The sequence below is a fragment of the Lewinella sp. JB7 genome, from assembly GCF_024297185.1.
In the GTDB taxonomy this organism is placed as follows: Bacteria; Bacteroidota; Bacteroidia; order Chitinophagales; family Saprospiraceae; genus Neolewinella.
Window position 1 is genome coordinate 199,470 of the sequence record NZ_JANCTD010000003.1, and the last position, 26,235, is coordinate 225,704.

General features: G+C 59.7%; 20 protein-coding genes. 13 read left to right on the forward strand and 7 right to left on the reverse strand.

Annotated features, from left to right (window positions below):
* Nucleotides 1–61: 61 nt before the first annotated feature.
* A complete protein-coding gene (locus NMA52_RS07000) occupies nt 62–3,664 on the reverse strand; it encodes a M4 family metallopeptidase (protein ID WP_254826942.1) in 3,603 nt (1,200 codons plus the stop codon).
* 407 nt (nt 3,665–4,071) lie between these two features.
* Here NMA52_RS07000 and rsmA point away from each other — a divergent pair, with 407 nt between their 5' ends.
* From rsmA to NMA52_RS07040, 8 genes are all read left to right on the forward strand, one after another.
* Nucleotides 4,072–4,851, forward strand: a complete 780-nt coding sequence (rsmA, locus tag NMA52_RS07005) for a 16S rRNA (adenine(1518)-N(6)/adenine(1519)-N(6))-dimethyltransferase RsmA (RefSeq protein WP_254826943.1) — start codon at nt 4,072–4,074, stop codon at nt 4,849–4,851.
* A gap of 287 nt (nt 4,852–5,138) precedes the next feature.
* A complete protein-coding gene (locus NMA52_RS07010) occupies nt 5,139–5,585 on the forward strand; it encodes a hypothetical protein (RefSeq protein WP_254826944.1) in 447 nt (148 codons plus the stop codon).
* Nucleotides 5,586–5,625: 40 nt separating this feature from the next.
* Nucleotides 5,626–6,786, forward strand: coding sequence for an HlyD family secretion protein (locus NMA52_RS07015; RefSeq protein WP_254826945.1), 1,161 nt, complete (start codon nt 5,626–5,628; stop codon nt 6,784–6,786).
* Nucleotides 6,787–6,792: 6 nt separating this feature from the next.
* On the forward strand, nt 6,793–8,970 hold the full coding sequence (locus tag NMA52_RS07020) for a peptidase domain-containing ABC transporter (RefSeq protein WP_254826946.1): 2,178 nt from the start codon (nt 6,793–6,795) through the stop codon (nt 8,968–8,970).
* Between the two features lie 100 nt (nt 8,971–9,070).
* On the forward strand, nt 9,071–9,391 hold the full coding sequence (locus NMA52_RS07025; RefSeq protein ID WP_254826947.1) for a hypothetical protein: 321 nt from the start codon (nt 9,071–9,073) through the stop codon (nt 9,389–9,391).
* A gap of 282 nt (nt 9,392–9,673) precedes the next feature.
* Complete coding sequence (locus tag NMA52_RS07030) at nt 9,674–10,372, forward strand: CPBP family intramembrane glutamic endopeptidase (protein ID WP_254826948.1); 699 nt, start codon at nt 9,674–9,676, stop codon at nt 10,370–10,372.
* Between the two features lie 569 nt (nt 10,373–10,941).
* Entirely contained in the window at nt 10,942–11,115 is a 174-nt protein-coding gene (locus tag NMA52_RS07035; RefSeq protein WP_254826949.1) for a hypothetical protein, read from the forward strand.
* Nucleotides 11,116–11,209: 94 nt separating this feature from the next.
* Nucleotides 11,210–11,389, forward strand: coding sequence for a class IIb bacteriocin, lactobin A/cerein 7B family (locus NMA52_RS07040; RefSeq protein ID WP_254826950.1), 180 nt, complete (start codon nt 11,210–11,212; stop codon nt 11,387–11,389).
* 629 nt (nt 11,390–12,018) lie between these two features.
* Here the strand turns inward: NMA52_RS07040 and NMA52_RS07045 are convergent.
* Nucleotides 12,019–13,797, reverse strand: coding sequence for a cellulase family glycosylhydrolase (locus NMA52_RS07045; RefSeq protein ID WP_254826951.1), 1,779 nt, complete (start codon nt 13,795–13,797; stop codon nt 12,019–12,021).
* Nucleotides 13,798–14,389: 592 nt separating this feature from the next.
* On the opposite strand from NMA52_RS07045, the gene NMA52_RS07050 reads away from it, so the two are divergent.
* Both NMA52_RS07050 and NMA52_RS07055 read left to right on the forward strand, forming a co-directional pair.
* Complete coding sequence (locus NMA52_RS07050; protein WP_254826952.1) at nt 14,390–15,214, forward strand: hypothetical protein; 825 nt, start codon at nt 14,390–14,392, stop codon at nt 15,212–15,214.
* Nucleotides 15,215–15,490: 276 nt separating this feature from the next.
* Nucleotides 15,491–18,226, forward strand: coding sequence for a TonB-dependent receptor (locus NMA52_RS07055; protein WP_254826953.1), 2,736 nt, complete (start codon nt 15,491–15,493; stop codon nt 18,224–18,226).
* On the opposite strand, the gene NMA52_RS07060 is transcribed toward NMA52_RS07055, so the two are convergent.
* From NMA52_RS07060 to NMA52_RS07075, 4 genes are all read right to left on the reverse strand, one after another.
* Entirely contained in the window at nt 18,198–19,277 is a 1,080-nt protein-coding gene (locus NMA52_RS07060; RefSeq protein WP_254826954.1) for an FAD-dependent oxidoreductase, read from the reverse strand. The genes NMA52_RS07055 and NMA52_RS07060 overlap by 29 nt on opposite strands.
* A 40-nt stretch (nt 19,278–19,317) precedes the next feature.
* The gene (locus NMA52_RS07065; RefSeq protein WP_254826955.1) at nt 19,318–20,151 is read right to left on the reverse strand and encodes a hypothetical protein; all 834 of its coding nucleotides are present in this window, start codon (nt 20,149–20,151) and stop codon (nt 19,318–19,320) included.
* Between the two features lie 90 nt (nt 20,152–20,241).
* The gene (locus NMA52_RS07070) at nt 20,242–20,916 is read right to left on the reverse strand and encodes a chloramphenicol acetyltransferase (protein ID WP_254826956.1); all 675 of its coding nucleotides are present in this window, start codon (nt 20,914–20,916) and stop codon (nt 20,242–20,244) included.
* Complete coding sequence (locus tag NMA52_RS07075; RefSeq protein ID WP_254826957.1) at nt 20,913–21,602, reverse strand: HAD family hydrolase; 690 nt, start codon at nt 21,600–21,602, stop codon at nt 20,913–20,915. The genes NMA52_RS07070 and NMA52_RS07075 overlap by 4 nt, the downstream gene beginning before the upstream one ends.
* A gap of 112 nt (nt 21,603–21,714) precedes the next feature.
* Here NMA52_RS07075 and NMA52_RS07080 point away from each other — a divergent pair, with 112 nt between their 5' ends.
* A complete protein-coding gene (locus NMA52_RS07080; RefSeq protein ID WP_254826958.1) occupies nt 21,715–23,826 on the forward strand; it encodes a serine hydrolase in 2,112 nt (703 codons plus the stop codon).
* Between the two features lie 77 nt (nt 23,827–23,903).
* A complete protein-coding gene (gene cfa / locus NMA52_RS07085) occupies nt 23,904–25,013 on the forward strand; it encodes a cyclopropane fatty acyl phospholipid synthase (protein WP_254826959.1) in 1,110 nt (369 codons plus the stop codon).
* A 10-nt stretch (nt 25,014–25,023) separates the two neighbouring features.
* On the opposite strand, the gene NMA52_RS07090 is transcribed toward cfa, so the two are convergent.
* Nucleotides 25,024–26,007, reverse strand: coding sequence for a pyruvate dehydrogenase complex E1 component subunit beta (locus NMA52_RS07090; RefSeq protein WP_254826960.1), 984 nt, complete (start codon nt 26,005–26,007; stop codon nt 25,024–25,026).
* Between the two features lie 55 nt (nt 26,008–26,062).
* Between NMA52_RS07090 and NMA52_RS07095 the strand changes: the two genes are divergently transcribed.
* Nucleotides 26,063–26,203 (forward strand): hypothetical protein, encoded by a 141-nt coding sequence (locus tag NMA52_RS07095; RefSeq protein ID WP_254826961.1) that lies wholly within the window; start codon nt 26,063–26,065, stop codon nt 26,201–26,203.
* The last annotated feature ends 32 nt before the right edge of the window (nt 26,204–26,235 follow it).

Sequence of the window (26,235 nt, forward strand, 5' to 3'; positions counted from 1 at the left end):
AGCCCGCTTTCCCGGTATCGGGAAAGCGGGCTGCCGGTGATTCAAGGAGTAGGAAGCCGGTTTACTGCTTCACCACCCGTTGTTCGATCCGGGTGCCGTCGCTCAGTTCCAAGCGAAGGAGGTAAGCCCCCGCGGGAAGAGTGGCGGTCTGCACGGTGGTCCGTTCGCCGGTAAGGACTTCGGTGGTCATAAGCTGACCGGTCAGGGCGTAGATCCGCGCGGTACCGCCTTCGTTGCCGGGTACGGCAATCTCCAACTGATTGGTGAAGGGGTTGGGGTAGGTTCCCGCCCGGTCGGTCCCGGCAGTTTGGTTACCGCCGCGCAGGAAGGGTAGGCTCTCGTCCGGAGCGCCGATGGAAAAGTAGTCACCGGCGGACTGTAGGTAAGCGATGACCTCAATTCCGCCATTCAACTCCTCGATGAAAGTCAGTCGGGCTTGTTCGGGCTTACTGTTCGGGGAACACACGTAGGACTTCGAAGTGTACACCCGCAGATCGTTGCGACTCTTGCCGCTGGCGTTTTCGAAACCTTCGACTTCCGCGTCCGAGAGGTAGAAGCGAACCGTGATCGGGCTGTTGGGGCGGAAGTACCGCGAGGTAATGCGGTACGTCTTGTCCATGAACACCCCGGCGGAGCAGCGATTCTTACCGGTACCCTCCGTCAGTATTTCCACGGTGGTACAGCCGAAGTTGTGCGTGCTCCGGCTCTCGTATGCCGCCAGGACTTCGGTACCGTCCGGAGTAGTGAAGTAGGACGTCGTGTTACCGTATACGGTACTCTGATCTGATCCGATCCGGGTGGCAATACGGGGTTGCTCGGCGGTCACGCGTACGTTCTCGAAACTGAAGCTGTAAGCCGTACTGACCAACCCGTCGTTGCGCCACCGCCATCCGAGGTAGAAGCGGGTGCCCTGGAGGAAGGTCGGCAGCCGGTCGGCGAAATTACCCGTGGTAGGCAGACCGGCGGGTCCGACGAAGGGCGCGAATTCGGTGAAGTCGGTCCAGGTCTCTCCGTCGAAGGAATAGGCCAGGTTGCCGTAGTCGAAGGGTTGGGCGATGACGTCGGTGCCGGAGACATCGGTAGGTACGTCGGTTTCTCCACCCGCTTTCCAGTCGAAGCTCACCTGGATGCCGTGCAGACCCCGAGCGTCCAGAAGGGGGGAGGAGAGCAGGATGTCACTGCCTACCTGGTCGTTTCCGTCGTAGGTAGGTGTGGGAGCGATGCCTCCCAGGAGCGAGGGACTGACTACCGCGCCGTGAATGACGGAGGTAAACCAGTTGTTCGGGCTATTATCGGAGAACGAGGTGGCCGACCAACCGCTGGGCAGGGTGGCGGAGCGCATGGTGTTTTCCAGCAGAACTTCGGTTCCGTTGCCGACGGTCAGGGGGACGTCGTCGTCCAGGATGGTCAGCTTGTGGGTAGTCCCCTGCCCGAGGCTGATGATGATGGTCTCGTCGGCTTCGGCGATCCCGTCGGAGTAGATTTTGAACTTGAAGTTGTGTACGCCGAAGCCACCGGGTCCGGTCTTGTAGCTCGGATTGTAGAGGTAGTAGTCGACGCCTTCGGTAGCGGTTCCGGCCAGACTAACCTTACCGTTGCCCGTCACGGAGGCTTCCACGTAGACGAATTTGGCGCTGGTGCAACCGTTGTCGTTCTCCACCCGCTCACTGACGAAGGTCGTAGGCGTCGTGAACGCGGCGACCTGGGCACAGTCAAAGGCATCACCGACGCCGACGCCGTACCAGGCATTGGTCACCTGCTGTTCGTAGTTGCCGCACTTGCCGCCGCCCTGCTCGCTCATACTGCGGGCAAAGGCGATGGAAGCCGCCCGCGCCTCGGCGAAGGTGGCATTCGGGGTCAGGAGCAATTCGGTGCCGTAGGCGATCCGCTCCGACACTTCAAAGCCTAGGCCACCGACGGTGTAGCTGTTTCCCAGGTCGTTGGTACCGTTCTCTCCGGCGGTGAGGAGGAAGAACCACTTGTTCAGGACGCCGGAGTTCGTGTGCACGCCACACTGATCGTTCGCCAGGTTCGGATTACAGTCGGGGTTCACCCAGTGAGCACCGCCGTAGGTATCGGGATCACCGGCCCGGTTGGGCTCGTCCATATAGCGGAGGGCACGCCAGCCGGCGGCGGGGTACTGTACTCCTCCGTCGCGCTCGTCGATCTGTTCGCCGATGCCGAAGGGGGCCATAATGTCGGCCAGGGTCGGATCCACCGCGCGGATGGCGTAGGCTTCGATGGCCGCGCCCCAGATGTCGCTGAAACCCTCATTCATGGCGCCGGATTCCTTGGCGTAGACGAGGTCGGCCGTATTGCTGCAGATGGCGTGACCGATTTCGTGGCCACACACGTCCAGACTCATCAGCGGGGCGAAGGTTCCGTCGGGGTTCAGGCCGCCCTGGTAGCTCCCGTCTCCGTAGGTCATGGCGGTGCCGTTCCAGAAGGCGTTGTCGTAGGCCACCCCGTAGTGCAGGAAGCTCTTGATGGCGATGTCGTTGTCGTCGTAGCTGCGGCGTCCGTGGACGTTGAGCCAGTAGTCGTACACCATTTGGGTTCCCCAGTGGGCGTCCCAGGCGATGTCATCGTTTTCGGCTTCGTTCTGCGCACCGCGTTTGTGTTCGGCGAGGCTCCAGTCGAGGTTATCGTCGGTGAATGCCTTACCCTGGGCGTAAATGGCCGGCAGGGACAGGGGGATGCCGCCCTGCCCGTTGAGGTCGTAGGTTTCCAGGCCACTTCCGCGGGTATCGTCGCGCAGGACGTAGAGGGGCGCGGTCGCGGGAGCGTTGGTTCTACTGTCGAGCAGCGGCAATTGGTTGTGGGGGTCGGTGAGAGCAGTTTGCCGGTCCACCATGATCTGCCGCTCGCCGGCGTAGCGGGTCCGTACGGTGATGGGCTGGGAAGCGTGCTTAATGATGGCATCACGCAGCATCACCTTGCCGGTGTGGGCGTTGACGTAGATCCACGCCCGACTCAGGGGGTCGTTGGCGTAAATGTTGAACTTCCACGCCAGGTCGGGGTCGGTTTCCTCGGTGTCGTAGTCGTCCACGATCACCAGTTCGCCACCGGGGCGTACGGCTTCCAGTTCGCGCTCGACGTGCGCCAGGAATTCGGCCGACCAGGCCAGGCGAACGTAGTGCTCGCGGATGAATTCCCAGGCGTACTGCCGGGCACCGACGAAATCCAGGGCCCGCTGCAGGGCCTGCTCGCGGGTCAGGGAGGGCGTTACGGCTACGGAAGGGGCAATGTCGTAATGCTCACTGCTGACGAGTTGGAGGCCGTCGGCGTTGTACACGGCGTTGTAACGGCCGTGCTCCACCTTGACGCCCCGGTAGTACTGCCGGTACCGTTCGACCCGGAGGCCGGACTTATCGCGGGTGGTGTGCTCGAGTCGGGGGGTCACCTGTTGGTCGCTGAGCCGGAACAGTTCGTCCAGGACGTCCGTAGCCGGCTGGTTGCGGGCCTGCTGGCGAAAAACGGGCGTGAGTTCGATGAGGGAGGGGGTGCCCCGTTCGGGGCTGAGGGTGTGTTCGGCCACGTCCGGTCGTTGACTGAGCGTGGTGTAGCGGGCGGAGGCGGAGGGGGTTTGGGCGGTTAGGGAAACGGAGAGGACGCTGCAGAGCAACATAAGTAAGTTGCCCCGGAAGGGTAAAAATCTTTGCATTGTTGGTGATGGGTTAGGTAAAGCAATCGTTGACGGGTCACCCGCTGTCCCATGGGGGGGACATGGGGTGGCCGCACACATTGTTGATACGACAAGTATATAAATACGGGTTTTCGTGTAGCTACACAGATTGGGCGCTTGACCCCAAAACCCGACTTTAGATTGGCGGATTCCCCACAATGCAGAAGTAATGATGCCGGGATCCGCACTTACTAAAATGTGGTCCGTAAGCGGTCCGATTGGGTGGCCAGCGACCATTATCGGGCAATTTTGGAGGGAAGTGAGTGCAGAGTTCCCAGCGCGATGGACCACGGGTAAATTTTTTACAATTTTTTCCATCCTCCGGGTCATTCGATCCCCTGGTCAGTCAAACCGGCGCCTCTCCCGGACCTACGTACCTTCACCCCATGCGCGCCAAGAAATCTTACGGACAACACTTCCTGACGAACGAACACTACGCCCGGCAGATCGCCGAAGCCCTGCAACTCACCGAACAGTACGACGAAGTACTCGAGGTCGGGCCGGGGCAGGGCATGCTCACCAAGCATCTGCTGGATCGCCGCGCCGACTTTCACCTGAAGGTTGCCGAAGCGGACCGCGATATGGTGCAGTACCTGCGTACCCACTACCCGGAGCTTAACGACGACATTCTGGAGGGGGACTTTCTTAAACTCGACCTGCCGGAACTATACGGCGAGCGGTCTTTCGGCTTGGTGGGTAATTTCCCCTACAATATTTCCAGCCAGATCCTCATCAAGCTGCTCGACAACTACACCCTGATCCCCGAAATGGTCGGCATGTTCCAGAAGGAGGTCGCCGACCGCGTAATCACCGGTGCCGGCAGCAAGGTGTACGGCGTGATCGGAGTGCTGGTACAGGTCCGCTACGAACCGATGCTGTGCTTCAACGTAAGTCGGGGCAACTTCTCCCCTCCCCCGAAAGTAGAGAGCGCGGTCATCCGCCTGGTGCGCCGCCCGACGCCCCTGATCCCCGACGAGCTCTACGGCCCCTTCAAGCACGTTGTCAAATCGGCCTTCGGGCAGCGGCGCAAGATGCTGCGCAACAGTCTCAAGTCCGTCTTCCCGCCGGAGGTCCTGGCTAATGAGGAGATCTTCCGCCGTCGCCCGGAGCAGGTATCGGTGGAGGAGTTCGTAGCGCTGACGAAGCGGGCCGACGCTCTCGGCTAGGTGTGCCGTAGATTTTAGGGAACTACCAGACCACCCCCGTTCCTGAGGCGTGAGTCCGACGTGACGTCCGGCGCAGCAATAGGCGACCGTGAAGCGGGTAAGCCCGCCAGTTTTGTCAATGCATATTTTTCTGACAATCAATCGTTAACGAGAAATAGTGCACGCGGACTCGCCCGTATGTGCCGGAACACGGGACCGTAAAGTGTCCTAGGCAGGCCCGATCGTTGCCCTGATCTTTGGCATATCGAAGGGAAGAAAGCACTTCCCGCTCACCTAAACGACCCGCCATGTTTGCCGTCAGCGATACCTTATCCCGATACCATGCCCAGTGCCGCAGCGGACTTTTCGTAACCGTCCGCCTGGGGTCTTCCCGACAGGCCGACTGCCGGGGTACCGGAATCTGCAAAATGGCGCTGGCCTCCGTCGATCAAGCCGCTGCCGTAGTCACCGCCTACCTCCGCAGGGACGCCCTCACCGGCCGCTTACTGGTCCACTTCCGGCGGCTTACGGTGACCGAAGCGGTTCGCCGTCACCACTTCCGCCACGGTGTGTTGACCCTCACCGACCCCTACCGACTGCCGCAAGACATCGTGGAAGGCCTGCGCTTACCCCCCGGCGACTACTATCTGGGGGCGGGTGACTACCCGACACTGGACGACGACTTCTTCCATACGGTATCGCTCCGGATAACGACCACGGCCTACTGCCAGAACCGTCTGCTCTCCGCCGCCTGATTTCTCCGCTCCCGCGTACCCGCCCAAAATAATTGCTACCATGTCACACGAAGCGCCCCGGCTCTTCCCCTTCCCGCTCGTGGAAGGAAACATCGAAGGCCTGCACGCCCGCTACTCCCGAACGGGACGCACCATCTACCTTACCGTCGTCCTGCTCCTGTTGCTGGTGGTCGCCGCCCTACCCCTGATCGAAGTGGAGGTCAACAGCCGGAGCCGGGGTATCCTACGCCCGGCCCGGAAACTGACACCCGTCGTGACTCCGGTCAGCGGAAAGGTGACCCTGGCCCGACTCCGCGAGAACGCGGCCGTATGCGCCGGAGATACCCTGCTGACCATCAGCACCGCGGCGCTCGGCACCGAATCCGATCACCTGACCCGCCAACTTTCCGAAGGCCGGGACGCGCTCGCGGACCTCCGGCGGCTCACGCGTTCGCAAGCGAGCGACTACCCTGATCTGCGTACCGCCGGTTACCAGCGCGACTACCGCGAATACCGGCGGCGCCACGACGAAGCCACGCTGAAGCTAACGCACGCCCGCCGCCACCTGGCCCGCCAGGAGCAACTGATGGAAACCGGCTCGGTGGCCCGCATGGACCTGGAACAGGCTGCCTACGAAGTGACCCTGCTGGAAGGACAACTCGAACAAGTCGTCAGCCGGCAGCAGCACGGCTGGATCCAGGAGCTCCTCCGCATCCGTCGGGAGTGCGCCGGCCTCGAACAGCAACTGGCCCAGTTGGCCGAACGACAGCGGCAGTACGTCGTCACCGCTCCGGTCGACGGCCACCTCACCCAGACCGGCGGCTTACCGGCCGGCTCATTCGCCAACGCCGGGCAAACGGTTGCCCACGTTTCGCCCGACGGCCCCCTGCGGGTGGAAGCTTACGTAAGTCCCGCCGACATCGGGCTGCTCCGGGTGGGGCTTCCGGTACGCCTGCAACTCGACGCCTTTAACTACCACCAGTGGGGACTGGCCTCGGCCACGCTCGCCGAAATCGGGACGGACGTGACGGAGGTGGACGGCGGCGCGGCATTTCTGGTAACCTGCGAACTCCACGACCGGGCGCTGCGCCTGCGCAACGGCTACGTCGGCACCCTTCGCAAGGGCATGACCCTTACGGCCCACTTTACCCTCACGCGGCGGTCGCTCTTCCAGCTGCTGCACGACAAACTCGACGACTGGTTCAACCCCACCTACAACTAACCCGCGATGAACACGAAAATTAAGCAGCACGACATTACGGATTGCGGCGCGGCCTGTCTGGCCAGCATCGCAGCCCACTACCGACTGGGCCTGCCCATCGCCCGGATCCGGCAGCTGGCGAGCACCGACCAGAAGGGTACGAACCTGCTCGGCATGATGCAGGCGGCCGAAAAACTGGGCTTCACCTGTAAGGGCGTGCGGGCCGAGGAGGAGGCGCTGCGGACGGAGGCGGAATTCCCGGCCGTGGCCCACGTGATCGTCAACAAGCGCCTGCACCACTTCGTGGTCGTGTACCGGGTCACCGATGCCTACGTGCAAGTGATGGACCCCGCCACCGGCCGCCTGGAGAAGCGGTCCTGGGAGGAGTGGCGGGAAACGTGGACGGGCGTACTGCTGCTGCTCGCGCCGGGCGAGGATTTCCGTACCGGCGACCGGACCGTCTCGACGGCCGCCCGCTTCCGGGCCCTGTTGCACCCCCACCGGGCTACGCTACTGCAGGCGCTGTTCGGGGCGATCGTCTATACGGTCCTCGGGCTCAGCACCTCGATCTACCTGCAAAAGATTACGGACTTCGTCCTGATCAACCAGAATACAAGACTACTTAATCTGCTCAGCCTGACGATGGTGGGTCTGCTGCTGGTATCCATCCTGATCGGCGTGATGAAATCGGTGATGGTGATGCGGTCCGGCCAGCTCATTGACGCCCGACTGATCCTGGGCTACTACAAGCACCTGCTGCGGCTCCCACAACGCTTCTTCGATACTATGCGCACGGGGGAGATCATTTCGCGCATCGGCGATGCCGTTAAGATCCGCGCCTTTCTGAACGACGTGGCGATCAACCTGCTGGTCAACGTCTTCATCGTGCTGTTCAGCTTCGGGCTGATGTTCACCTACTACTGGAAGCTGGCCCTCGTGCTTCTGATCGTCGTTCCCTGCTACGTGTCCATCTACTGGATCACCAACCGGCTGAACCGCAGTAGGGAACGGGAACTCATGGAACGGTCGGCGGAACTGGAAAGTCAGCTCGTCGAGAGCGTCAGTGCCATCCGCACCATCAAGCAACTCGGTCTGGAGGAGCACGCGAACCTGAAGACGGAAAGCCGCTTCGTAAAACTGCTGCAAACGACCTACCGTTCGGGTATGAACTCCATTTTTTCGGGGAATGCATCGGAACTGGTGAGCCGGCTGTTCACCATCATTCTGCTCTGGGTCGGTAGTTACTACGTGATCGAGGGGGCCATTTCCCCGGGGGAGCTGCTCGGCTTTTACGCCCTGATCGGCTACTTCACCGGACCGGCGAAGGGCCTGATCGGCATGAACAAGACCATCCAGAACGCCCTGATCGCCGCGGACCGCCTCTTCGAGATCATCGATCTCGAGCAGGAGGAGGAATCCACCGAGCGGATGGATCTACTTCCGGACATGATCGGCGACATTCGCTTTCGGGGCCTGAACTTCGAATACGGATCCCGTAAAACGGTATTCGACGGTCTTGACCTGACCATTCCCGTCGGCAGCATCACCGGACTGGTGGGGGAAAGCGGCTCGGGAAAATCGACCCTCGCCGCGCTTCTGCAGAAACTGTATCCGCTCAAGGGCGGAAAGATTGTCGTCGGGGACGTGGACCTGGCCTACGTGAGTAACCGGAGTCTACGGGCCCGCATCGGGGTGGTCCCCCAGGAACTGAGCCTCTTTGCCGGCAACCTCATCGAGAACATCGCGGTGGGTGACTATACTCCCGATATGCAACAGATTCTCCAAATCTGTAAGGAACTCGGATTGCTCACCTTCATCGAGTCGCTGCCGAACGGATTTGCCACCTACGTAGGCGAGCACGGCACGAACCTGAGCGGGGGGCAAAAACAGCGGCTGGCCATCGCGCGGGCCCTGTACCGCGATCCGGAGATACTCATCCTGGACGAAGCCACTTCCGCCCTCGACAGCGCCAGCGAACAGTTCGTCCAGGAAACGATGCACCGACTGCGGGCGGCGGGGAAGACCATCATCGTCATCGCCCATCGCCTGAGTACGGTCATGGATGCCGACAAGATCGTGGTGCTCCAGGAAGGCCGACTCATCGAGGAAGGCACCCACGAGGCGCTTCTGGGACAGCCCGGCAAGTACCGGGAACTCTGGAATAAGCAGTTTCCGAGCAGAGTCGTTCGCCGGCTGGCGGCCTAAACCAGGGGGGCGGGGACGCGGGAGCGAGCGAACAAACGCGAAGCAAACGCTTGCGGCATTCAATACACGCATTTATCGACACGAATAAACACTAATCACTATGTCTTTACCCAAACAACTCGACCGTCTGCGGCGGATGCACCGCCTCATCAAATTTAAGCGGACCGGCACGCCGGAACAGTTTGCCCGTAAGCTGGGTATATCGCGGAGTCTGCTGTACCGCCTCATCGGAGAGCTGAAGGCCATGGACGCACCGGTGTACTTCTGTATTGACCGGCAGAGTTACGCCTACTACGAAAGCGTGGAGCTGCAGCTGGGGTTTTTACGCGTAGCGTCCTCCCCTACCCGCCCGCAGGATTCGGAACACGAGGTTTCCCGGATTCCCATCGCGGCCACGGTCATGGCCCGTCACCGGTCCTAGGGCCCCTCCTCCGACCCGAGCGCTGACCCCTTTCCCACGGGGCAATCATTTCGCCTACGGGCGGCTATCCGGAGCGCGCATACCCTTACTGCCACAACAACTTCTCCGTATAAATCAGCAACATATGTCTACCTCATTCATTAGCCGCTCCGCCCTCCGATCGGGCCTATACCTTCTTGCGGTGGCATTCCTAATCGGTGTAGTGTACCATCACGCGCACCGCTTGGGTCACCACTTCGGCCACTGGTACTACGGCACGACACACGTAGAACAGCGGGTAGAATGCAACTGAAATCCTTCCTCACTCTGCGGCAGGCAGTCGGCGGAAAGCTGGGTACACTCAATCCCCGATCCGGCCTGTTTTACCATCTGGCCTGGGTAGCTGCAGTTTGTCTGCTAGTGGAAGGGGCGAGTTCAGCGTATGCGTACACCGCCGGCATACTACTGCCCGCTCCTTCGCACGTCTTCTTCCGGGCGATTGGCTTCCAGCTAATTTGCATTGGCGGCGTAAGTATGGCCTGGCTGCTGCATGACCGTTCGGTTAGACTCCGGTGGTCATGGCAACGCTTCCTGATGAAGAAAGTAGTGAAGTACTACGCGGTCATGACCGTTACGACTATCACGATCGTCGCGGTCTTTCCCGTACTGCTACGTGGCACGAACGCGGTAGATAACGAGCTACTGCAGGCATCACCCGGGGCGGCGTTCATCTCCATCTGCGTCCTGGCTCCCCTGCTGGAAGAGACCCTGTTTCGGGGATTGATCCAGGAAAGACTGGGGCGTGGCAGCCCCTGGTACGTAAGCATTTTGCTTTCCGCTACCCTCTTCGCGCTGATGCACGGGACCGGGGCGTGTCTATTCCCTCTATTCATGGGAGGCATCACCCTGGGATACCTCTACTACCGGTGGAATAGCCTGTATGCCTGCATGCTCCTGCACTTTGTCGTCAATGGATCCGGGTACCTGATCAATGTACTGTAGTCCGTTCTCCCGAATCCGGGACCGTAAACTGTTGCGGAAAAATGGTGCCCAATTGTTTTTTCGAGAATTAACACCACTCCACCCCTGGTGGAGTGGTGGGGCGCACCTTTGGATTATTAACAATGGGGAAACGTCCCCGGCGACTCCCGGATAAATTTGACAATCAACACAAAAGTTAACCTCACTCCACCCTGAGTGGACTGGCGAGCCGCAATTTTGGGATATAAAAAAGTCGGTGGAATGCCACCGGTGCTACCTTAAAACGGCAACATCACCAGCCACTGGAGTAGCCCTCTTACGTGCTTTGGATGCGGATATCATTTTCATCCATCGGTACAAAACTTAACCCCACTCCACCCCCGGTGGAGTGGCCAATGGCAACTTTGCCACATCCCCTTCCGGGTAAACCGGTAACCTCCCTCTAAATCCCTAAGTGGTATACGTGGAGGGGATCCGAGCGGCGGTAAGCTCCCCTGCGGTGGGTTCGATCCGTCGGATGACGGTCTCCAGGGCTCGCTAATAGCCCCTAAATCAACACTATTTATTCAATCCTATAAATCAATTCTATTATGCGATCTATCAACGACACCTCGACCCTCCGCGATCTGCGTGGCGGCAGCGTTAGGGGCTTTATGGTCAGCTGTCACTATCCGGTCCTGGAGGTGCTTCCCCGGCGAATGTTCCTACCGAAGAAAAGGCTGAGCAGTAAAGTGACGGAGCTGGAGATTGAATTCCCGGATTAAAAGCAGGCGACTAATACCATCTGTTCGCGGATGCGGTATGCCACCGACTGATTATTTATTAACCTTTTTTATTAACTCATTAATCTTTTTATTTATGAAAAATCTTTCATTTCAAGAGCTGCAAGTCGTCGAAGGTGGCGGATTGCCATTACTCGTTGGAGTAGTTCTAGGAGGTATTGCACTGGTTAGCTTTATAAACGGATGCAATGATTCTCAAGACGATCCGGAGTGTTATTACACCGATGAATACGGTAACGAATGTCCTTGCAACTAACCTGAAAAGTGAAACATAATGAAAAATTTGGCAGAAAAGTCATTGCAGAATATTTTTGGGGGAGCCGATGATGGTGGTAGTTGGATGCCGTGGGTTCTGATCTCAGACCTAATGAGAGAACTTGGATCCGACTTTGGCCACTGGTGGCACGGCACGTACAGCGGTAGCAAATACCGTTAAATCACCTAGAGGAGTCGTAGTGATACGACTCCTCTAAAAAAAATCATTATGCAGAAAAGCACTAGGAACAATATCATAGCTATAATTGCACTCTTCCTGTTGGCATATCCTATTTCACTTCTTTTTAGATATTTAGGACAACTATTTAAAGTCATGATTTCTTGAAGGGATTCTAGATTTGTTGTACAATAGATACTCTGAAGATTAAAGGTGGTAGTTATAAGTCACACTCCATCATATTAACTATGGAGCAGTCAACTTCATCGACTATGTCGCTTTTGTATTCAGGTCTACTCCAACAGAGTATGAGTATGCTTAGCTCGGCTACCGGTAAAAGAGTTGTTTTTCAACTCCGAGAGTTAGCCGGTCAGCATCACACTTAATTCATACCGAAAATAACACCCCCCCCTATTCTAGTCAAAACCGCCACTCGCACTAGGCAATACTGGCTACTCCCCCCCATCCTCCTGCGGGCCAGAGAACGCCAGGTAGCTTAGGTTGAATCCACCGGCGACGATATTCAGACGAATCACGTTGGTTCCGGCACTCAGGGGTACGTCCTCGATGATGGTGGCTTCCCACTGTTGCTTACCGCCGGTATCGGGCAGACTTACGACCGGACTGACGGGGGTGCCGTTGGCCATGATTTGCAATTTACCCTGGGTATCCACCGAGGCGGTACGCACGGTAAGATCGTAACGACCGGCTTCCTCGACCCGTACCGTGTACTGGAGCCATTCTCCGGCTTCGGTCCACCCTACATGGTAGCCGTTGCTCATGTCGTCTTCGCTGGCCTCGATATCCACGCCATCGTTGCGGTAGGCGGATCCGAGATTCCAGCGCTGGCCACCGGGCTTTCCGGTCGTATTCTCTACCTCCATATCGCTATAGGCCATACCGTGAGGGCCCATATCGAAGTCGGTAGGATAAATAATCGTAGTAGTACCGGCGGTGATCACGTGCGCCTTAAAGGGGATAGCATCTTCCGAATGGGGTTGTCGGATCATGGCATCCACCACGCTCGGATGAAATTGGTTGTTTTCTAGCTTCAGGTCTTCCGCGAGTTGCATGAGTCCGGCAAAGGCGGTATCCGGGCTCGGTTGGGGACCTTCGCTCTTCCAGTAATCCAGGATCGCTCGGTAAGCGGGATTACGGTTAACCTGTAGGGGGTTGTTGTAGCCCAGCTTCTTGAGCGGCCACCACGACCAGCCGAAGCCGTTGCGCTCGAAAAGAGCGATCGCGTTCGTGAACCAGGTATTGGAATTTTCTCCCGTTTCACCCAGCCAGATGGGCACCTGACGGTCTTCCCGCATCTGTAGCATGTGCTGGATGGCATCCTGGTCGTTGGGGTTCCAGTATTTGTGGTAGCTCACGACCAGGTTATCATCCCAGAGATCGGGCAGGCCACGGTAATTATTCCCCCAGCAATTTCCTTCGATGACGATCAAATGCTTTTGGTCCACTTCACGGATGGCCGCGGTTACCTCCTGCTGGAGTTGCCAGAGCACGGAATTTTGGGATTCGGCACAGCCGTTGGGGTCCGCATCATGGTTCTCGAACCCCCAGTTCGGTTCGTTAATGATGTCGTAAGCGGCAATCATGGGTTCATCCGCATAGCGTTCCGCCAACTTTCGCCAGAGGGCGATCATCTTAGTGCGGTTGGCCTGACTTTCCCAGAGGGAGGGTTTGGTCGGATCGTAATCGCTGATGTCGGCGTTCTCCCCCTGCCCTCCCGGTGCGGCGTGAAGATCGAGGATGAGGTAGATATCGTTGTCCTTGCACCACTCCAACAATTGATCCGTAATCTCAAACCCCTCGTCGAGCCAGGTGATCTCGCCGGGCACGGGTTCTTCCTCGATAGGTGGGGTAAACAATTTATAGTGCATGGGTAGGCGGACCAGGTTAAATCCCCAGGTGGCCATCGAGTCGATGTCTATTTTGCGCGTATGGTTGGCGAGCCAGGCAGCGTAAAACTCTTCCTTGCGTGCCTTTCCTACCAGTTCCTCGATCCGTGCTTCCAGTTCGTATTGTGGTCCACGGGTACCCAGCATATAGCCTTCCTGCAGCATCCAGCCGCCCAGACCGATACCGCGGAAGATGATTTCCTCCCCGTCCCCGTTCACGATGCGGGTTCCGTCGGCGTGCAGAAAACCTTGTGTGTGGGCGGTCGTGCTGAACGTTAGCAGTAGCAACAGAGTGAAAACAAAGTGTGAAACGGACTTTTCCATCGGGAAGAATGTAGGTAGATTATTATGCTTTTGCTTGCCCCGGCGCGGATAAAAAAGACACCGTGAGTGCCAAAAAATGTCCGCGCGTAGTAAGTCCATCAATGATAGCTAATAATAAGTTCTTACCGTAACCCGACTAACCTGATCTCCTCAACGAAGTCGCCTCCAAAGCCTACAAAACCCAATCCGACTGCCGGGTATATACCGGCTCCTGCCCGGTGAACCGGACCGTCAGAATTTATCACTCCGTGATCGTAGCGGCCTCCATCCGTGGGTATCGCCGCATGTAACTATGTGACGATCCGTGACTCTACTTCTACCCGTATAGTCCGGCAGGTAGCCACTGTTTTATCTAATTACTTTTGAAACCGCGACCCCACCAGTCTGACGTCTTCTCAGCTATCGGTCTGTTACTTCCGCTATACCGCGTAATCCGTTCCTTAATTTTCAGGTCACATATAGCAAAGTAGCCGCGCTTAACATTATTTAACTATTAATGCCGGCAAATTCACTACGTTGTGCATACTCGCGATATAGTTAAATCCTATACCATTCGGGCCTTTCAGCTCACACCACCAAACCCCAAACACCCATGCAAACCCCTCGCCTCCAAACGCTGATCGGTCTGTTGCTGATCACTATGTTTACCGCGGGCTGTAGCAAGGACGACTGCACCGACGTCACCAATCCGGACTGCCCGAACTACGACTACTGCGTGGCGCTCGGGAAGTTGTCCGCCGACTTCGAGACCTACATCCACTCGTCCACCGCACCATTCAGCGACGGAAAATTCTACTACCTCTCCACGAAAGTGCGCGACACCACCTTCGGCGGCTCCCTTCAGTTCCGGGGCCTCGACGATACGGGTAACACCTACGCCTGGAACTTCGGCGACGATCAGCGTACCCGGTACGGGAAGGAGACCTCTTACGATTTCTACCGCCACGAGCAGAGCGGGCCCACGATGGTCGAACTCAGCGTCTACCGCGAAGACGATCAGTGCCCGGAGCGCGGCGCGGAACTGGCTATCCGTACCGAATCGCTGTACATCATCGGGGAGGACGCCGACTTCGATACCCGTCCGATCCTCGGTACGTTCGTGGGCAATAACGAGGATGAGTCCGTCCAGTCCGATTTCCCGATTACCTTTTTCTACACGTCCGAAATAGACGAGGTCCGCCTGAAGGGCTTCCCCCGGGGGGCCGTCAACGGCGAGGTGCTCAATAACCTTGGCATCAACCTGAATTACAAAGAGTTTCTCATCATGCCGACGGCCAATGCCTGTTGCAGTCGCGTTCACGGCGTTGGAGAATTGTCGGACGACAAGCAGCGCCTCCGCATCGAGTATAAGATCTACGACTTCGACCGCGAGCGGTGGATCGAGAAGGTCTGGACGGGGAAGCGCAAACGGGGGTAGTCCGCCCGGTCGCTACCCGGTGGACAGCTATTCCGCAGCCAGGGATCCGGGGCTACGCGACACTTGGGTAAAACACCGGCCACAATGTGCTACCCGATAAGGTCCGATAGTGCATATGCCAATATCCTTTCCGGACCGAACAGCAGTTAGCGAATTTTCGCTGATTTTAAATTTTATGTTCTAACTTAGAGCATCATCGGCTTGCGACGTAAGGAATTCAACCTCTCATTCCCATACGTCCACGGGCCAGTTTCGTCGCTTTCTAACCCAGCTTTCATGAATCCAAGAAACCTTCTGCCCGTGGTGGGCCTGGTCCTGTCCATCGCAACCCTCCACGCCCAAACCGTAACCGGCACGGTCACCGACGCCGGAGAACCCATCATCGGTGCGACCATCTCCGCCGGCACCACCGGCACGGTGTCTGATGTCGACGGGTCGTATTCATTGGACCTGCGCGCCGCCGGCACCTATACCCTGACGGCGAGTTACATCGGCTACGCGACGCAGGAGCGAGAATTTACCCTGGTCGACGGACAGACCGTCGAATGGAACGTCAGCCTGGAAAGCGGCGCCACCAACCTGGAAGAGCTGATCGTCGTGGGGTCCCGTACGGCACCCCGCTCGTCCACGACCTCTCCCCTACCGATTGACGTCTTTAAATCCGAAGAACTCAACAGCACCGGACAGGCCACCTTCGATAAGGCCCTGCAGTACCGCGTTCCCTCCTTCAATACCGTGCAGACGCCGGTCAACGACGCGACCTCCCTGCTCGACCCCTACGAAATCCGCAATATGGGCCCCAGCCGTACGCTTATCCTGATCAACGGCAAACGGAAAAACATGAGTTCCCTGCTCTACACCCAGACCTCTCCGGGGCGCGGGGAGACGGGGGCCGACATCTCGGCCATTCCCACCGACGCCATTAAGCGGGTGGAGATCCTGCGCGATGGTGCCTCGGCCCAGTACGGATCCGACGCCATCGCGGGCGTCATGAACATCGTGCTGAAGGACGACGCCGAAGACGGCAGCGTGACCCTGCGCACGGGCATCACCACCGAGGGCGACGGCGAGCAACTGGGCATCGCGCTGAACAACGGCACCGCGATCGGGGAAAGCGGCTTCATTAACTACACGATCGATCTGTCCAAGATCGGCCAGGCCAACCGGCCCGGCACCGTCGACGCCGCGGGGGAAGCGGGCGACTTCGGCGCCAGCATCGAGGACGTACAGTCCTTCCTCAACCGCTACCCGGACGCCGGTAACATCAACGGCTCGCCGGAAACCACCGCCTCGAAGTTCGTGGTCAACTTCGGCAGCGACGTCTCCGCCAACACCAACTTCTACGGCAACGCCGCCTACGTGTACAAGAAGGTCAACAGCTTCGCCAATTACCGCACGCCCTACTGGCGCACCCTGGCTGATTTCCCCTACCTGGCCGACTTCTTTCCCAACGGCCCCAACGGCGAGTACATCGGCTACGTGCCCACCTTCGAGGGCAACCTCAACGACTACAACGGCACCATCGGCTTCCTGACCCAGAAGGACGGCTGGATCGCCGACGTGAGCTTCACCACGGGCGGGAACGAGCAGACCTACACCGTCTCCAACTCCCACAACCGCAACATGACGCTGAACCCCGACGGCACTTTCAAGTACCGCGAGAACAGCCCCATCACCTTCGATCCGGGCGGAACCCGCTTCAGCCACAACGTCGGTAACATCGACGTGACCCGCCGGCTTTCGGATAAGGTCGGCATTGCCTTCGGCTCGGAATTCCGCAACGAGAACTTCACCGTGATCGAGGGCGAACTGGCCTCCTACGAGGACGGCGGCGCCGACTCCTTCGCCGGCAACGACCCCCGCAACTCCGGCAAGTTTAACCGCTTCAACTTCGGAGGGTACGCCGACGCGGCCATCGATTTCACCGACGACTTTCTGGTCAATGCCACCGTCCGCCTGGAAAACTACAGCGATTTCGGGAACGCCTTCGTGTACAAGGTGAGCTCCCGCTACAAATTCAGCGAGGACCGGGTGACCATCCGGGGCTCTTTTTCCACGGGCTTTAAGGCCCCCACCCTCCACCAGATTTACACCCAGAAGGCCCAGTACAGCTTCGTACCCGGGCAGGGTATCCAAGTAGGCGGACTGGTCAGCAACGTAAGTCGGGAAGCCCGTCTGCTCGGTCTGCCGGCCCTCGATCCCGAACGCTCGACCAACTTTACCGTGGGCGTCGGTCTACGGCCCAACTCCGACCTGAGCGTTACGCTGGACTACTACAACATCAAAGTCGAGGACCGCATCATCCTGTCTACGGAGATCGGAGCGACGGACGCCGGCAACACCCCGCTGGACGCCCTGCTGGCCGACAACAACCTCTCCGATCTGAGCTTTTTCGTGAACGGTCTCGATACCCGTACCTCCGGCGTAGACTTCGTAGCTAACTACCGTGGCCTGCGGTTCAACGAGCGCAGTCTGGTGGTCAATCTCTCCGGCAACTACACCATTCAGAACGAGCGTATCGGCGCGATCAAGAACCCCGAGATCGTGGCCGGCGCCGGGCAGTCGGTGGCCAATCCGACGCAGGAAGCGCTTTTCTTCACCTCCCGCCCGAAGTATAAGGCCATCCTCGGACTGGACTACGACTGGGAGCAGTTCGGCGTAAGCGTCAATAACACGCTCTTCGGCCCCACTGAGTTCCGCCAGCAGGGACTGTCCTCCGGCCTCTACACTGAGTTCGAGACGAAGGTGGTGACCGATCTCAGCCTCTTCTACCGGGTCACCGACAAGTTTACCCTCCAGGCCAATGCCAACAACATCTTCAACGTACTGCCGGAGTGGAACTTCAAGTCCGAAAGCGCGGCCGGTGACGCCCTGCTCAACGATGCCGCGGCCCTGAGAAACCAGTCGAACCTGATCACCTTCAACCAGCGCTACTCCCAGATGACCTACGACGGCTTCCACTTCAGCCAGTTGGGCACGATCCTTACGTTCTCGGCGAGCTTGCGCTTCTGATGTAGCGGGCCACGCGCTCCGCACCCCGGACGGCCCCCTCCATGTAGCCCGCGAATTCAGCGGCGGTCTCCGTCCCCGCCATGAGCAGCCGCCCATTCCAGTACGGGAGGCGGTAGGCCGGATGCCCCTGATTTTGGTGGGGAACCAACCGATCCGCGAGGGGGGAAGAAGTATTCTTCTCCCCTCGCCACGTTCGGTCAACGTAGGAGGTGAAGTTCCTGACGGAAGCACCGTAGGCTTTTTCCAACTGCTTCAGCACGGCTTCCTGGCGCGCGGACCCGGAAAGTGCGTACAATTCCGGATCCACGAATCCCTTCAGGGCGTAATGCTCGTCGGACGCGTCGGCGTGATCATACATCTCTACCACCGGCCCCGCGTTGCTGAAGAACGTTCCGCTGCTTCCTTCCTCCCGCCAGAACGGCCGCGGGTAGGTCAGGGCGAACTTGATGGACTGCCCCATCCAGGTGTCGGTACGCACCGCAAGTTGGCCAACATCCTCCGGCAGGGGTGGGTCGATATCCAGCGTGCGCACCAGCAGCTCCGGCGGCAGGGTCAGAACGGCCGTTTCGGCGAGGTAGCTTCGGGCATCCGTCGTGATTGCTACCCCCTCCGACGTATTCGTCAGCCTACGCACGGCTTGGTTTAATCTTATGCGATCGTGGCCCACTGCTTCGGCGAGGGACTCGATCAGCACGCTGCTCCCCCCGCGGATGCGGTAACTCGGCTCCGGGTTGGGCGGCAACCGCACGAATTGGGCCGGTCGCCGGGCATCCGCTTCGTAGACCGCGTACTCCCCCTGCCGCTGGGGGAAAACCTCCAGGCCGTTCTCTTTCAGCAACTTCCAGAGGGCCGTATGCTTTCGACCCAGCCAGGTGGCTCCCATTTCGAGTGGTGCGGTGCCGGGGGTATACAGTGTTTCTATCCTTCCGCCGAGCCGTTCGCGGGCTTCGAGGATCAGCACCGATTTCCCGCTATTCCGCAGTCGGTAAGCCAGGGTCAGGCCGGATAGGCCAGCGCCCACAATGATTACATCGATTCGGGAAGGGAGCATGTTAAGTTGTTGGGCGGCGGGGCACGGGAGCGAAGGTAAGCTACCAGGGTGGCGGTGGGCGTACGAAGGGCAGATCCACCCAGGGTCGTGGGTGGCGCAGCAGGTAGTTCCACAGGCGTTCCGTTTCGCAGACGGTCAGGTGAAGTTGGCTGCCGTAGCCCATCATCAGGTCGCGGGTCGAGCCGCCGTAGCAGTTAGTGCCCGCGGCGCTGCCGTTATTCGTGGTCGCGCAGTGGCCGAAGCATTCGTCCTCGGGTTCCAGGTCGATGCCGGCGCAGGGATTATTGCAGTTGAAGGTATGGTCGAGGCCCAGTGCGTGACCGAATTCGTGTCCGATGACGCGGGCGATGGTCCAGGTATCGTGACTGCCCCGCAGGAAGCCCGGCAGCCGGTTGTAGATGTAAATGCGATTGCTGCCCACTCCCGGCACGGAACCGTCGGGTGCCCTCCCCCGCCCCGCATACCGGGTGAAGATGACGTTCATCGCGCTGTCCAGGGGCACCACTCGCTCCCCGTGTCGGTAAAGGAAAGCGCTGTGGAGAGGATGCTCCGGCCCGTGCAGGAGCGCGAAACGGATCCGTGTGTCACTGGTAGGTTCGTAGTCGAGCACGGCGGTACGGAAGCGGAAATTCATCTCGTTGAGGAGATACCGCATGAGGACGTCCGCCCGCAATTTTTCGTTGTTGCCGTGGGCCGCCAGAACGGGGTCGGCGGGGTCGCCGGTGAAGTTCCGTCCGTCCTCCAGCCCCACGAAGTGAAAGGCCAGACGGATGGTTGCGACGGACGTTTCCGGCAGTTGGCCAATACGGAATTCTCCCTGGGCCGGCAACGACCACAACCAACACACGGCTACGACGATTGTAAGGACGCGCATACGCCACCAAACTAAGACAACCCGCTCAATCCCTCCCCATGCCGGCCGGAAAAGACATCGCCTCCGTCATCCTCTTTTTGATCCCGGTGATCACCTTTCTGGCCCTGTGCTACTTTCTGTTCCGGTTCCTGGTGCGTCAGGGCCGGAAGTGAGCAGTCGCTCCCGGTAGCAGTCTACGAATTGTCCTACCTCCCGGCCATCCATGAGGGCATGATGGACATGGATGGACACCGGCATTTCCAGTCGACCCGCGCGTTCGCTGACCTTACCGACGCTGATCTTCGGGCAGCTGTCGGGCCGGTCGAAACTTCGCGCGTGGCTCAGGGAGGTAAAATCCAGCCAGGGAAGTGCGCTGAAGTGTATCACGTCGGCTCCCGCGACCCCGACCTCCAGTCCGCTCCGGCCACGTACCCGGGCGATCTCCGCGCGTGCTCCGACGGTGAAGGCCGTAAAGTCCTCCGTAAAGGGGATGTACGAAAAGCCGAAGCTCCCATCCTCCCGCCCGATCGTCGCCGAAGCGTGGATCGTATCGTGCACGACCACCGCGTCCTCCTCGACCCGGTAACGAAAGGCTTCCACGGCATTGACCGCGGCGAGACAGTCGTGGAGGTAACGCAGGAAGAAAGAATCGCCCGACGCCCGGCAATCCCTGATCGCCTCGGTACAGTCCACCCGCACCGTCAGCCCGAAAAAGGGTTCCGCAAAGCCGCGAAAGAAGTGAAAATGCTCACGCCGCGGCCAGGTATCGAGGTTTAACCGTTTCATGCGAGGTAGTCGAGTAGATCGGTGATGGTTTCGGCACGCCGGAAACGGGGATGGTCCGCCTCGAAGGTCGCCTCTTCGTGTACCCAGGTGGTGTGAAAGGGTACGTGGACCGCGTGGCCCCCCAGTTCCAGCACGGGGATCACGTCAGACTTCACGGAATTGCCCACCATCATGAAGTGTGCGGGCGCGCAGTCGAGGTGAGCGATAAGCTTGCGGTAGTTCGCGGTGCCCTTATCGCTCATCACTTCGATGTGGTGGAAGTAGTCCGCCAGTCCCGACTTTTCCAGTTTTCGCTCCTGGTCCAGCAGGTCGCCCTTGGTAGCGAGCACGAGGCGGTGGGAACGTGCTGCGTGCTCCAGGGTTTGCGCTACGCCCTCCAGTACGACAACCGGTTTCTCGAGCATCTCCCGACCGATGGCCAGCGTCCGTTCCACCAGTCGGTACGGAGCCCGGCCTTCTGTAATACGTCCCAGGGTTTCGACCATACTGAGCGTGAAGGCCTTGATCCCGTATCCGTACAGCGGCAGGTTTTTCATTTCCACGGCAAACAGCTCGCGGTTGGTGGTATGGGCCGGCAGGTATTCCTCCAGCAACCCGCAGAAGGCATCCTCCGCTTCCCGGAAGAAGGGTTCGTTCACCCAGAGGGTGTCGTCGGCGTCGAAGGCAATAACCTGCAAGTCTTTCATGGGGCGGGCGGGGTCGCGGGTGCAAGGTATAGCGGAAGGAGCAGCGCGCCAAGGTAAACGCCGTAATACCGCGGGATCAACCCGCAGCCTATCTTCCCCTAAAATTACACCAATGCTTCGCTTACTCGTATTCCTGCTGTTATGTACCGGTTGTGCCGCCACCGAACCCTCCGGGGCGCCGTCCGCCACCGAAGCGGGCGGTCCGCGCTACGCCCTCGGGCAGTGGTCGTTTCACGAAGCGTTGTTCGGCGGAGAAATGGACAACTCCGACTTCATCCGGACGGCCGGCGAAATGGGCTTCGCCGGGGTGGAACTCGTCAATCAGTTCTTCGCCGACCGGGCGGAAGACGAAGCCTTCCTGGACAGCCTCTCGGCCACCGCCGACGCCGCCGGCGTAAAACTCACGATGTTACTCGTCGACGGCGCCGGTAATCTCGGGGCTTCCGACCCCGCCGAGCGCGACGCGGCGCTGGAACAACACCTCCGGTGGGTAAAGGCCGCCGACCGGCTGGATATTCCCGCGGTCCGCATCAACGCCCACGGTGACGGCAGCCCGGAGGAGATTATGGCGGCCAGCGCGGACGGAATCGGCCGGCTCGCCGCGGCGGCCCGGGATTACGGCATCCGGATCCTGATCGAGAATCACGGAGGCATCAGCAACGACGGGGAGTGGCTGGCCGCCCTGCTGCGCCGACTAAAGTCGCAGAACGTTGGCGCGGTCGCCGATTTCGATAACTGGTGCGTGGAACGCGACAACGGCCAGCTCTGGGGCGGGGAATGCACCCGGCGGTACGACCGCTACCAGGGCATGTCGGACCTCATGCCGTTCGCCGGAGGCATCAGCGTCAAGGCCTTCGACTTCAACGAAAACGGAGAAGAAGCCGGCATGAACTACGCGGCGCTGTTTGACATCATCCGGGCCTGGGACTACGACGGTTATCTCGGCATCGAGTACGAAGGCAGCAGTCTGCCCCCGCGCGAAGGCATCGAACGCACGCGTGCCCTGGCCGAAAGATCCTGGCCGCGTCGGCCAATCGTTAGTGAAGCCGCGGCGAACCGCATCGACAGCACCCTACGCGGATTCGTGGAACGGGGAGACCTTGCGGGCGCCTCCGCCCTGGTTTACGAAAAGGGGGAGGAAGTGTACTTCGGGGCCTTCGGCGATGCCGACCGGGAGGCAGGTACCCCCATGGCCCGCAACACGATCGCCCAGATCTACTCCATGACCAAGCCCATCACCGGGGTGGCCCTGATGCAACTGTACGAGCAGGGTAAGTTCGGGCTCGACGATCCCCTGGGCGATCACCTGCCCGAGTTCGCGAATATGCGGGTATACCAGTCGGTGGACTCCGACGGCCGGATGATCACCACCGCTCCGGACCGACCGGTCACCGTTCGGGACATCACGCGCCACACGGCAGGATTCTACAACGGCGGTACGACTCCGGGCCTGCAGGAAGCGTACGCCGCGGCCGATCTGCGCAACTACGACCACACGATCGCGGACATGGGTCGGCGACTCGGAAGCCTACCCCTGCTCTTCCAGCCGGGTACCCGGTGGCATTACGGGCTTTCGGTCGACGTGCAGGCGCTACTGGTGGAGCGTCTATCCGGTCAGCCCTTCGATACTTACCTGCGGCAACACATCCTCGGTCCTCTCGGCATGGACGAGACGCGCTACTTCGTTCCGCCCGCGGACCGCGATCGTATGTCGTCCGCCTACAACCGCTCGGCGGAGGGCTCGCTCACCCAACTGCCGGACGCGGAGGCTCACGCCTTCAACGTACAGGAGTGGCCCCTCACCCCGGGCGGTTTCGGGCTGACCTCCACCCTCGACGACTACATGACCTTCGTCCGCATGCTGGTCAACGGAGGCAGCCTCGACGGTGTCACCATTCTACGGCCCGCCACCATCGATCTGATGCGGACCAATCACCTGGAAAACAAGGTCACCGAGCGATCGTGGTTGCCCGGGAAGGGACAAGTGGGATTCGGGATCGACTTTGCCGTACGTCAGCGCCCACCCATCACGGCGGAAGAAAACCCGGGGGCGGTGGGGGAATTTTTCTGGGACGGAGCGGCCAGTACCCTCTTCTGGGTCGATCCGGCCAATGATCTGACGGCCGTTCTGTTCGTGCAGCTATTCCCCTACGATCAGATCGGGCTCCACCACGACTTCCGGCAAGCGGTATACGGGCCGGCGAAATTGGCGAAAAATGAGTAAGTTTCAAGGACGGAAATCCTCGTAACCCGCGGGGCTCGCCGTCCGTTCGCCTTCCCCTCACCAGCCGGCACACACTCATGACATCCGCGAAGCATACCCTCACCCGTCTGCTCGAACCTTACGACATCACGATCAACGGTGGCCGGGCGATCGACCCTCAGGTCCATCACGACCGCTTCTACGACCGCGTGATGGGAGACGGCGTGCTGGGCGTCGGGGAAAGCTATATGGACGGGGACTGGGACTGTACCGCGCTCGATGAGTTGATCACCCGGTTGCTCCGGGCGGATTTCGGCAAGCAACTCCGGCCGGCAAAAATGATCATACCGGTACTTCGGGCTAAACTCGTCAACCAGCAGCGTAAAGCCAAAGCCCTGCGCGTAGGCAAGCAGCACTACGACATCGGTAACGATCTGTACCACCGCATGCTTGACCGTCGGATGACCTATACCTGCGCCTACTGGAAGGAGGCCCGCACCCTCGACGAAGCCCAGGAGCACAAACTCGACCTGATCTGCCGCAAGATCGGACTGCAACCGGGAGACCGCATCCTCGACATCGGCTGCGGTTGGGGCAGTTTCGCGGGCTACGCCGCCGAACGGTACGGAGCCTCCGTCGTCGGCATTACCATCTCGGAGGAGCAACTCGCCTACGCCCGCGAGCGCTACGGCCACCTGGATGTCGAATTTCGATTCCAGGACTACCGCGACGTCCGGGAAACCTTCGATCACATCGTATCGGTGGGCATGTTCGAGCACGTAGGCCCCAAAAATTACCGGACTTATCTGGAGATGGTCGACCGGTGTCTCCGGGAGGAAGGCTTCTTTCTCCTGCATACCATCGGGACCAACCGTAGTCAGGCCACGGCCGATCCGTGGGTGGAGAAGTACATCTTTCCCGGCGGCGTGCTGCCCAGCGCGGCCCAGGTCACCCGGGCGGCCGAGGGTTTACTCATCATCAAGGACTGGCACAACTTCGGACATGATTACGACCGTACGCTGATGGCGTGGCACGCGAACTTTGACCGGAGCCGACATGACTTATCCGGCTACGACGAACGCTTCTGTCGTATGTGGCGGTACTGGTTGCTCACCGCGGCGGCCGGTTTTCGCAGCCACCGCAATCACCTCTGGCAAATCGTGTTCGCCAAGCGCGGGGGGCGGGTGGCCTACGACTCCGTTCGCTGATTTCGCGGGCCTACTTTACGTAAGATACCTCCTTTACGGCGCGGACGATCTTCTCCGCATTGGGCAAGAATTCCTCCACGAAGCTGGCCGCGTAGCCGAGATTGACGTCGGCGGAGTTGACGCGGATGACCGGTGCATCGAGGTAGTCGAAGGCCGATTTCTGAATTTCGTAAGCTACCTCGGCGGAGATGCCGGCGAAGGGCCAGCTCTCGTCGATCACGACGCAGCGGTTGGTCTTTTTTACCGACTCGATGATGGTCTTGCGGTCGAGCGGACGGATGGTGCGCAGGTCGATCACTTCGGCGCTGATGCCTTCCTTCTGGAGCAATTCGGCGGCTTCCAGGGTAGGCAGCATCATCTTATTGTAGCTCACCAGGGTCACGTCGGTGCCCTCGCGGCGTACGGCGGCCTTGCCGATCTCGACGAGGTACTCTCCTTCGGGTACTTCACCTTCGTAGCCGTACAGCAGTTCCGACTCCATGAAGCAGACCGGATCTGGGTCCCGGATAGCGCTCTTCAGCAGTCCCTTCGCATCGGCGGGGTCGGTACAGGAAATCACTTTGAGTCCGGGGGTATTGGCCATCCAGCTCTCGAACGACTGGCTGTGCTGCTGGGCCAGCTGCCCGGCCGAACCGGAGGGGCCGCGGAATACGATGGGGCAGCTGTACTGACCGGCCGACTGGCTCAGGGTTTTGGCGGCATTGTTGATGATCTGGTCGAAGGCCAGTACGGCAAAGTTCCAGGTCATGAATTCCACGATGGGCTTGAGGCCGTTCATGGCCGCCCCCACGCCGATGCCGGCGAATCCCAGTTCCGCGATCGGGGTGTCGATCACGCGCATGGGACCGAACTCGTCCAACATCCCCTTACTGACCTTATAGGCACCGTTGTACTGGGCGACTTCCTCGCCGAGGAGAAATACGGTGTCGTCGCGCCGCATCTCTTCGGTCATCGCTTCACGAAGGGCGTCACGTAGGGCAATTTTTCTGGGCATGTCGGGTTTATATTTGACCGGCAAAAGTACGAGCCGTTCCCCTCAGATGCAAACGATGAAACTTATAAAACGCGGCCTGCCGCTGATCGCCACCGCCACGCTGCTGCTCCTGACCTCCTGCAACCGCGGCTTCGGTTGTCCCACCAACCTTTCCGTCCGGGAGCTTGTTTCCCCGCTATTGTCCCTGCTGCCCTGACCTTTCGGGGTGGCGATGTACGGGATACCACA

Excerpts from the sequence above, each read along its gene's own strand:
- NMA52_RS07000 (WP_254826942.1), bottom strand. The coding sequence starts at position 3,664 with ATGCAAAGATTTTTACCCTTCCGGGGCAACTTACTTATGTTGCTCTGC.
- rsmA (WP_254826943.1), top strand. The coding sequence starts at position 4,072 with ATGCGCGCCAAGAAATCTTACGGACAACACTTCCTGACGAACGAACAC.
- NMA52_RS07010 (WP_254826944.1), top strand. The coding sequence starts at position 5,139 with ATGTTTGCCGTCAGCGATACCTTATCCCGATACCATGCCCAGTGCCGC.
- NMA52_RS07015 (WP_254826945.1), top strand. The coding sequence starts at position 5,626 with ATGTCACACGAAGCGCCCCGGCTCTTCCCCTTCCCGCTCGTGGAAGGA.
- NMA52_RS07020 (WP_254826946.1), top strand. The coding sequence starts at position 6,793 with ATGAACACGAAAATTAAGCAGCACGACATTACGGATTGCGGCGCGGCC.
- NMA52_RS07025 (WP_254826947.1), top strand. The coding sequence starts at position 9,071 with ATGTCTTTACCCAAACAACTCGACCGTCTGCGGCGGATGCACCGCCTC.
- NMA52_RS07030 (WP_254826948.1), top strand. The coding sequence starts at position 9,674 with ATGCAACTGAAATCCTTCCTCACTCTGCGGCAGGCAGTCGGCGGAAAG.
- NMA52_RS07035 (WP_254826949.1), top strand. The coding sequence starts at position 10,942 with ATGCGATCTATCAACGACACCTCGACCCTCCGCGATCTGCGTGGCGGC.
- NMA52_RS07040 (WP_254826950.1), top strand. The coding sequence starts at position 11,210 with ATGAAAAATCTTTCATTTCAAGAGCTGCAAGTCGTCGAAGGTGGCGGA.
- NMA52_RS07045 (WP_254826951.1), bottom strand. The coding sequence starts at position 13,797 with ATGGAAAAGTCCGTTTCACACTTTGTTTTCACTCTGTTGCTACTGCTA.
- NMA52_RS07050 (WP_254826952.1), top strand. The coding sequence starts at position 14,390 with ATGCAAACCCCTCGCCTCCAAACGCTGATCGGTCTGTTGCTGATCACT.
- NMA52_RS07055 (WP_254826953.1), top strand. The coding sequence starts at position 15,491 with ATGAATCCAAGAAACCTTCTGCCCGTGGTGGGCCTGGTCCTGTCCATC.
- NMA52_RS07060 (WP_254826954.1), bottom strand. The coding sequence starts at position 19,277 with ATGCTCCCTTCCCGAATCGATGTAATCATTGTGGGCGCTGGCCTATCC.
- NMA52_RS07065 (WP_254826955.1), bottom strand. The coding sequence starts at position 20,151 with ATGCGCGTCCTTACAATCGTCGTAGCCGTGTGTTGGTTGTGGTCGTTG.
- NMA52_RS07070 (WP_254826956.1), bottom strand. The coding sequence starts at position 20,916 with ATGAAACGGTTAAACCTCGATACCTGGCCGCGGCGTGAGCATTTTCAC.
- NMA52_RS07075 (WP_254826957.1), bottom strand. The coding sequence starts at position 21,602 with ATGAAAGACTTGCAGGTTATTGCCTTCGACGCCGACGACACCCTCTGG.
- NMA52_RS07080 (WP_254826958.1), top strand. The coding sequence starts at position 21,715 with ATGCTTCGCTTACTCGTATTCCTGCTGTTATGTACCGGTTGTGCCGCC.
- cfa (WP_254826959.1), top strand. The coding sequence starts at position 23,904 with ATGACATCCGCGAAGCATACCCTCACCCGTCTGCTCGAACCTTACGAC.
- NMA52_RS07090 (WP_254826960.1), bottom strand. The coding sequence starts at position 26,007 with ATGCCCAGAAAAATTGCCCTACGTGACGCCCTTCGTGAAGCGATGACC.
- NMA52_RS07095 (WP_254826961.1), top strand. The coding sequence starts at position 26,063 with ATGAAACTTATAAAACGCGGCCTGCCGCTGATCGCCACCGCCACGCTG.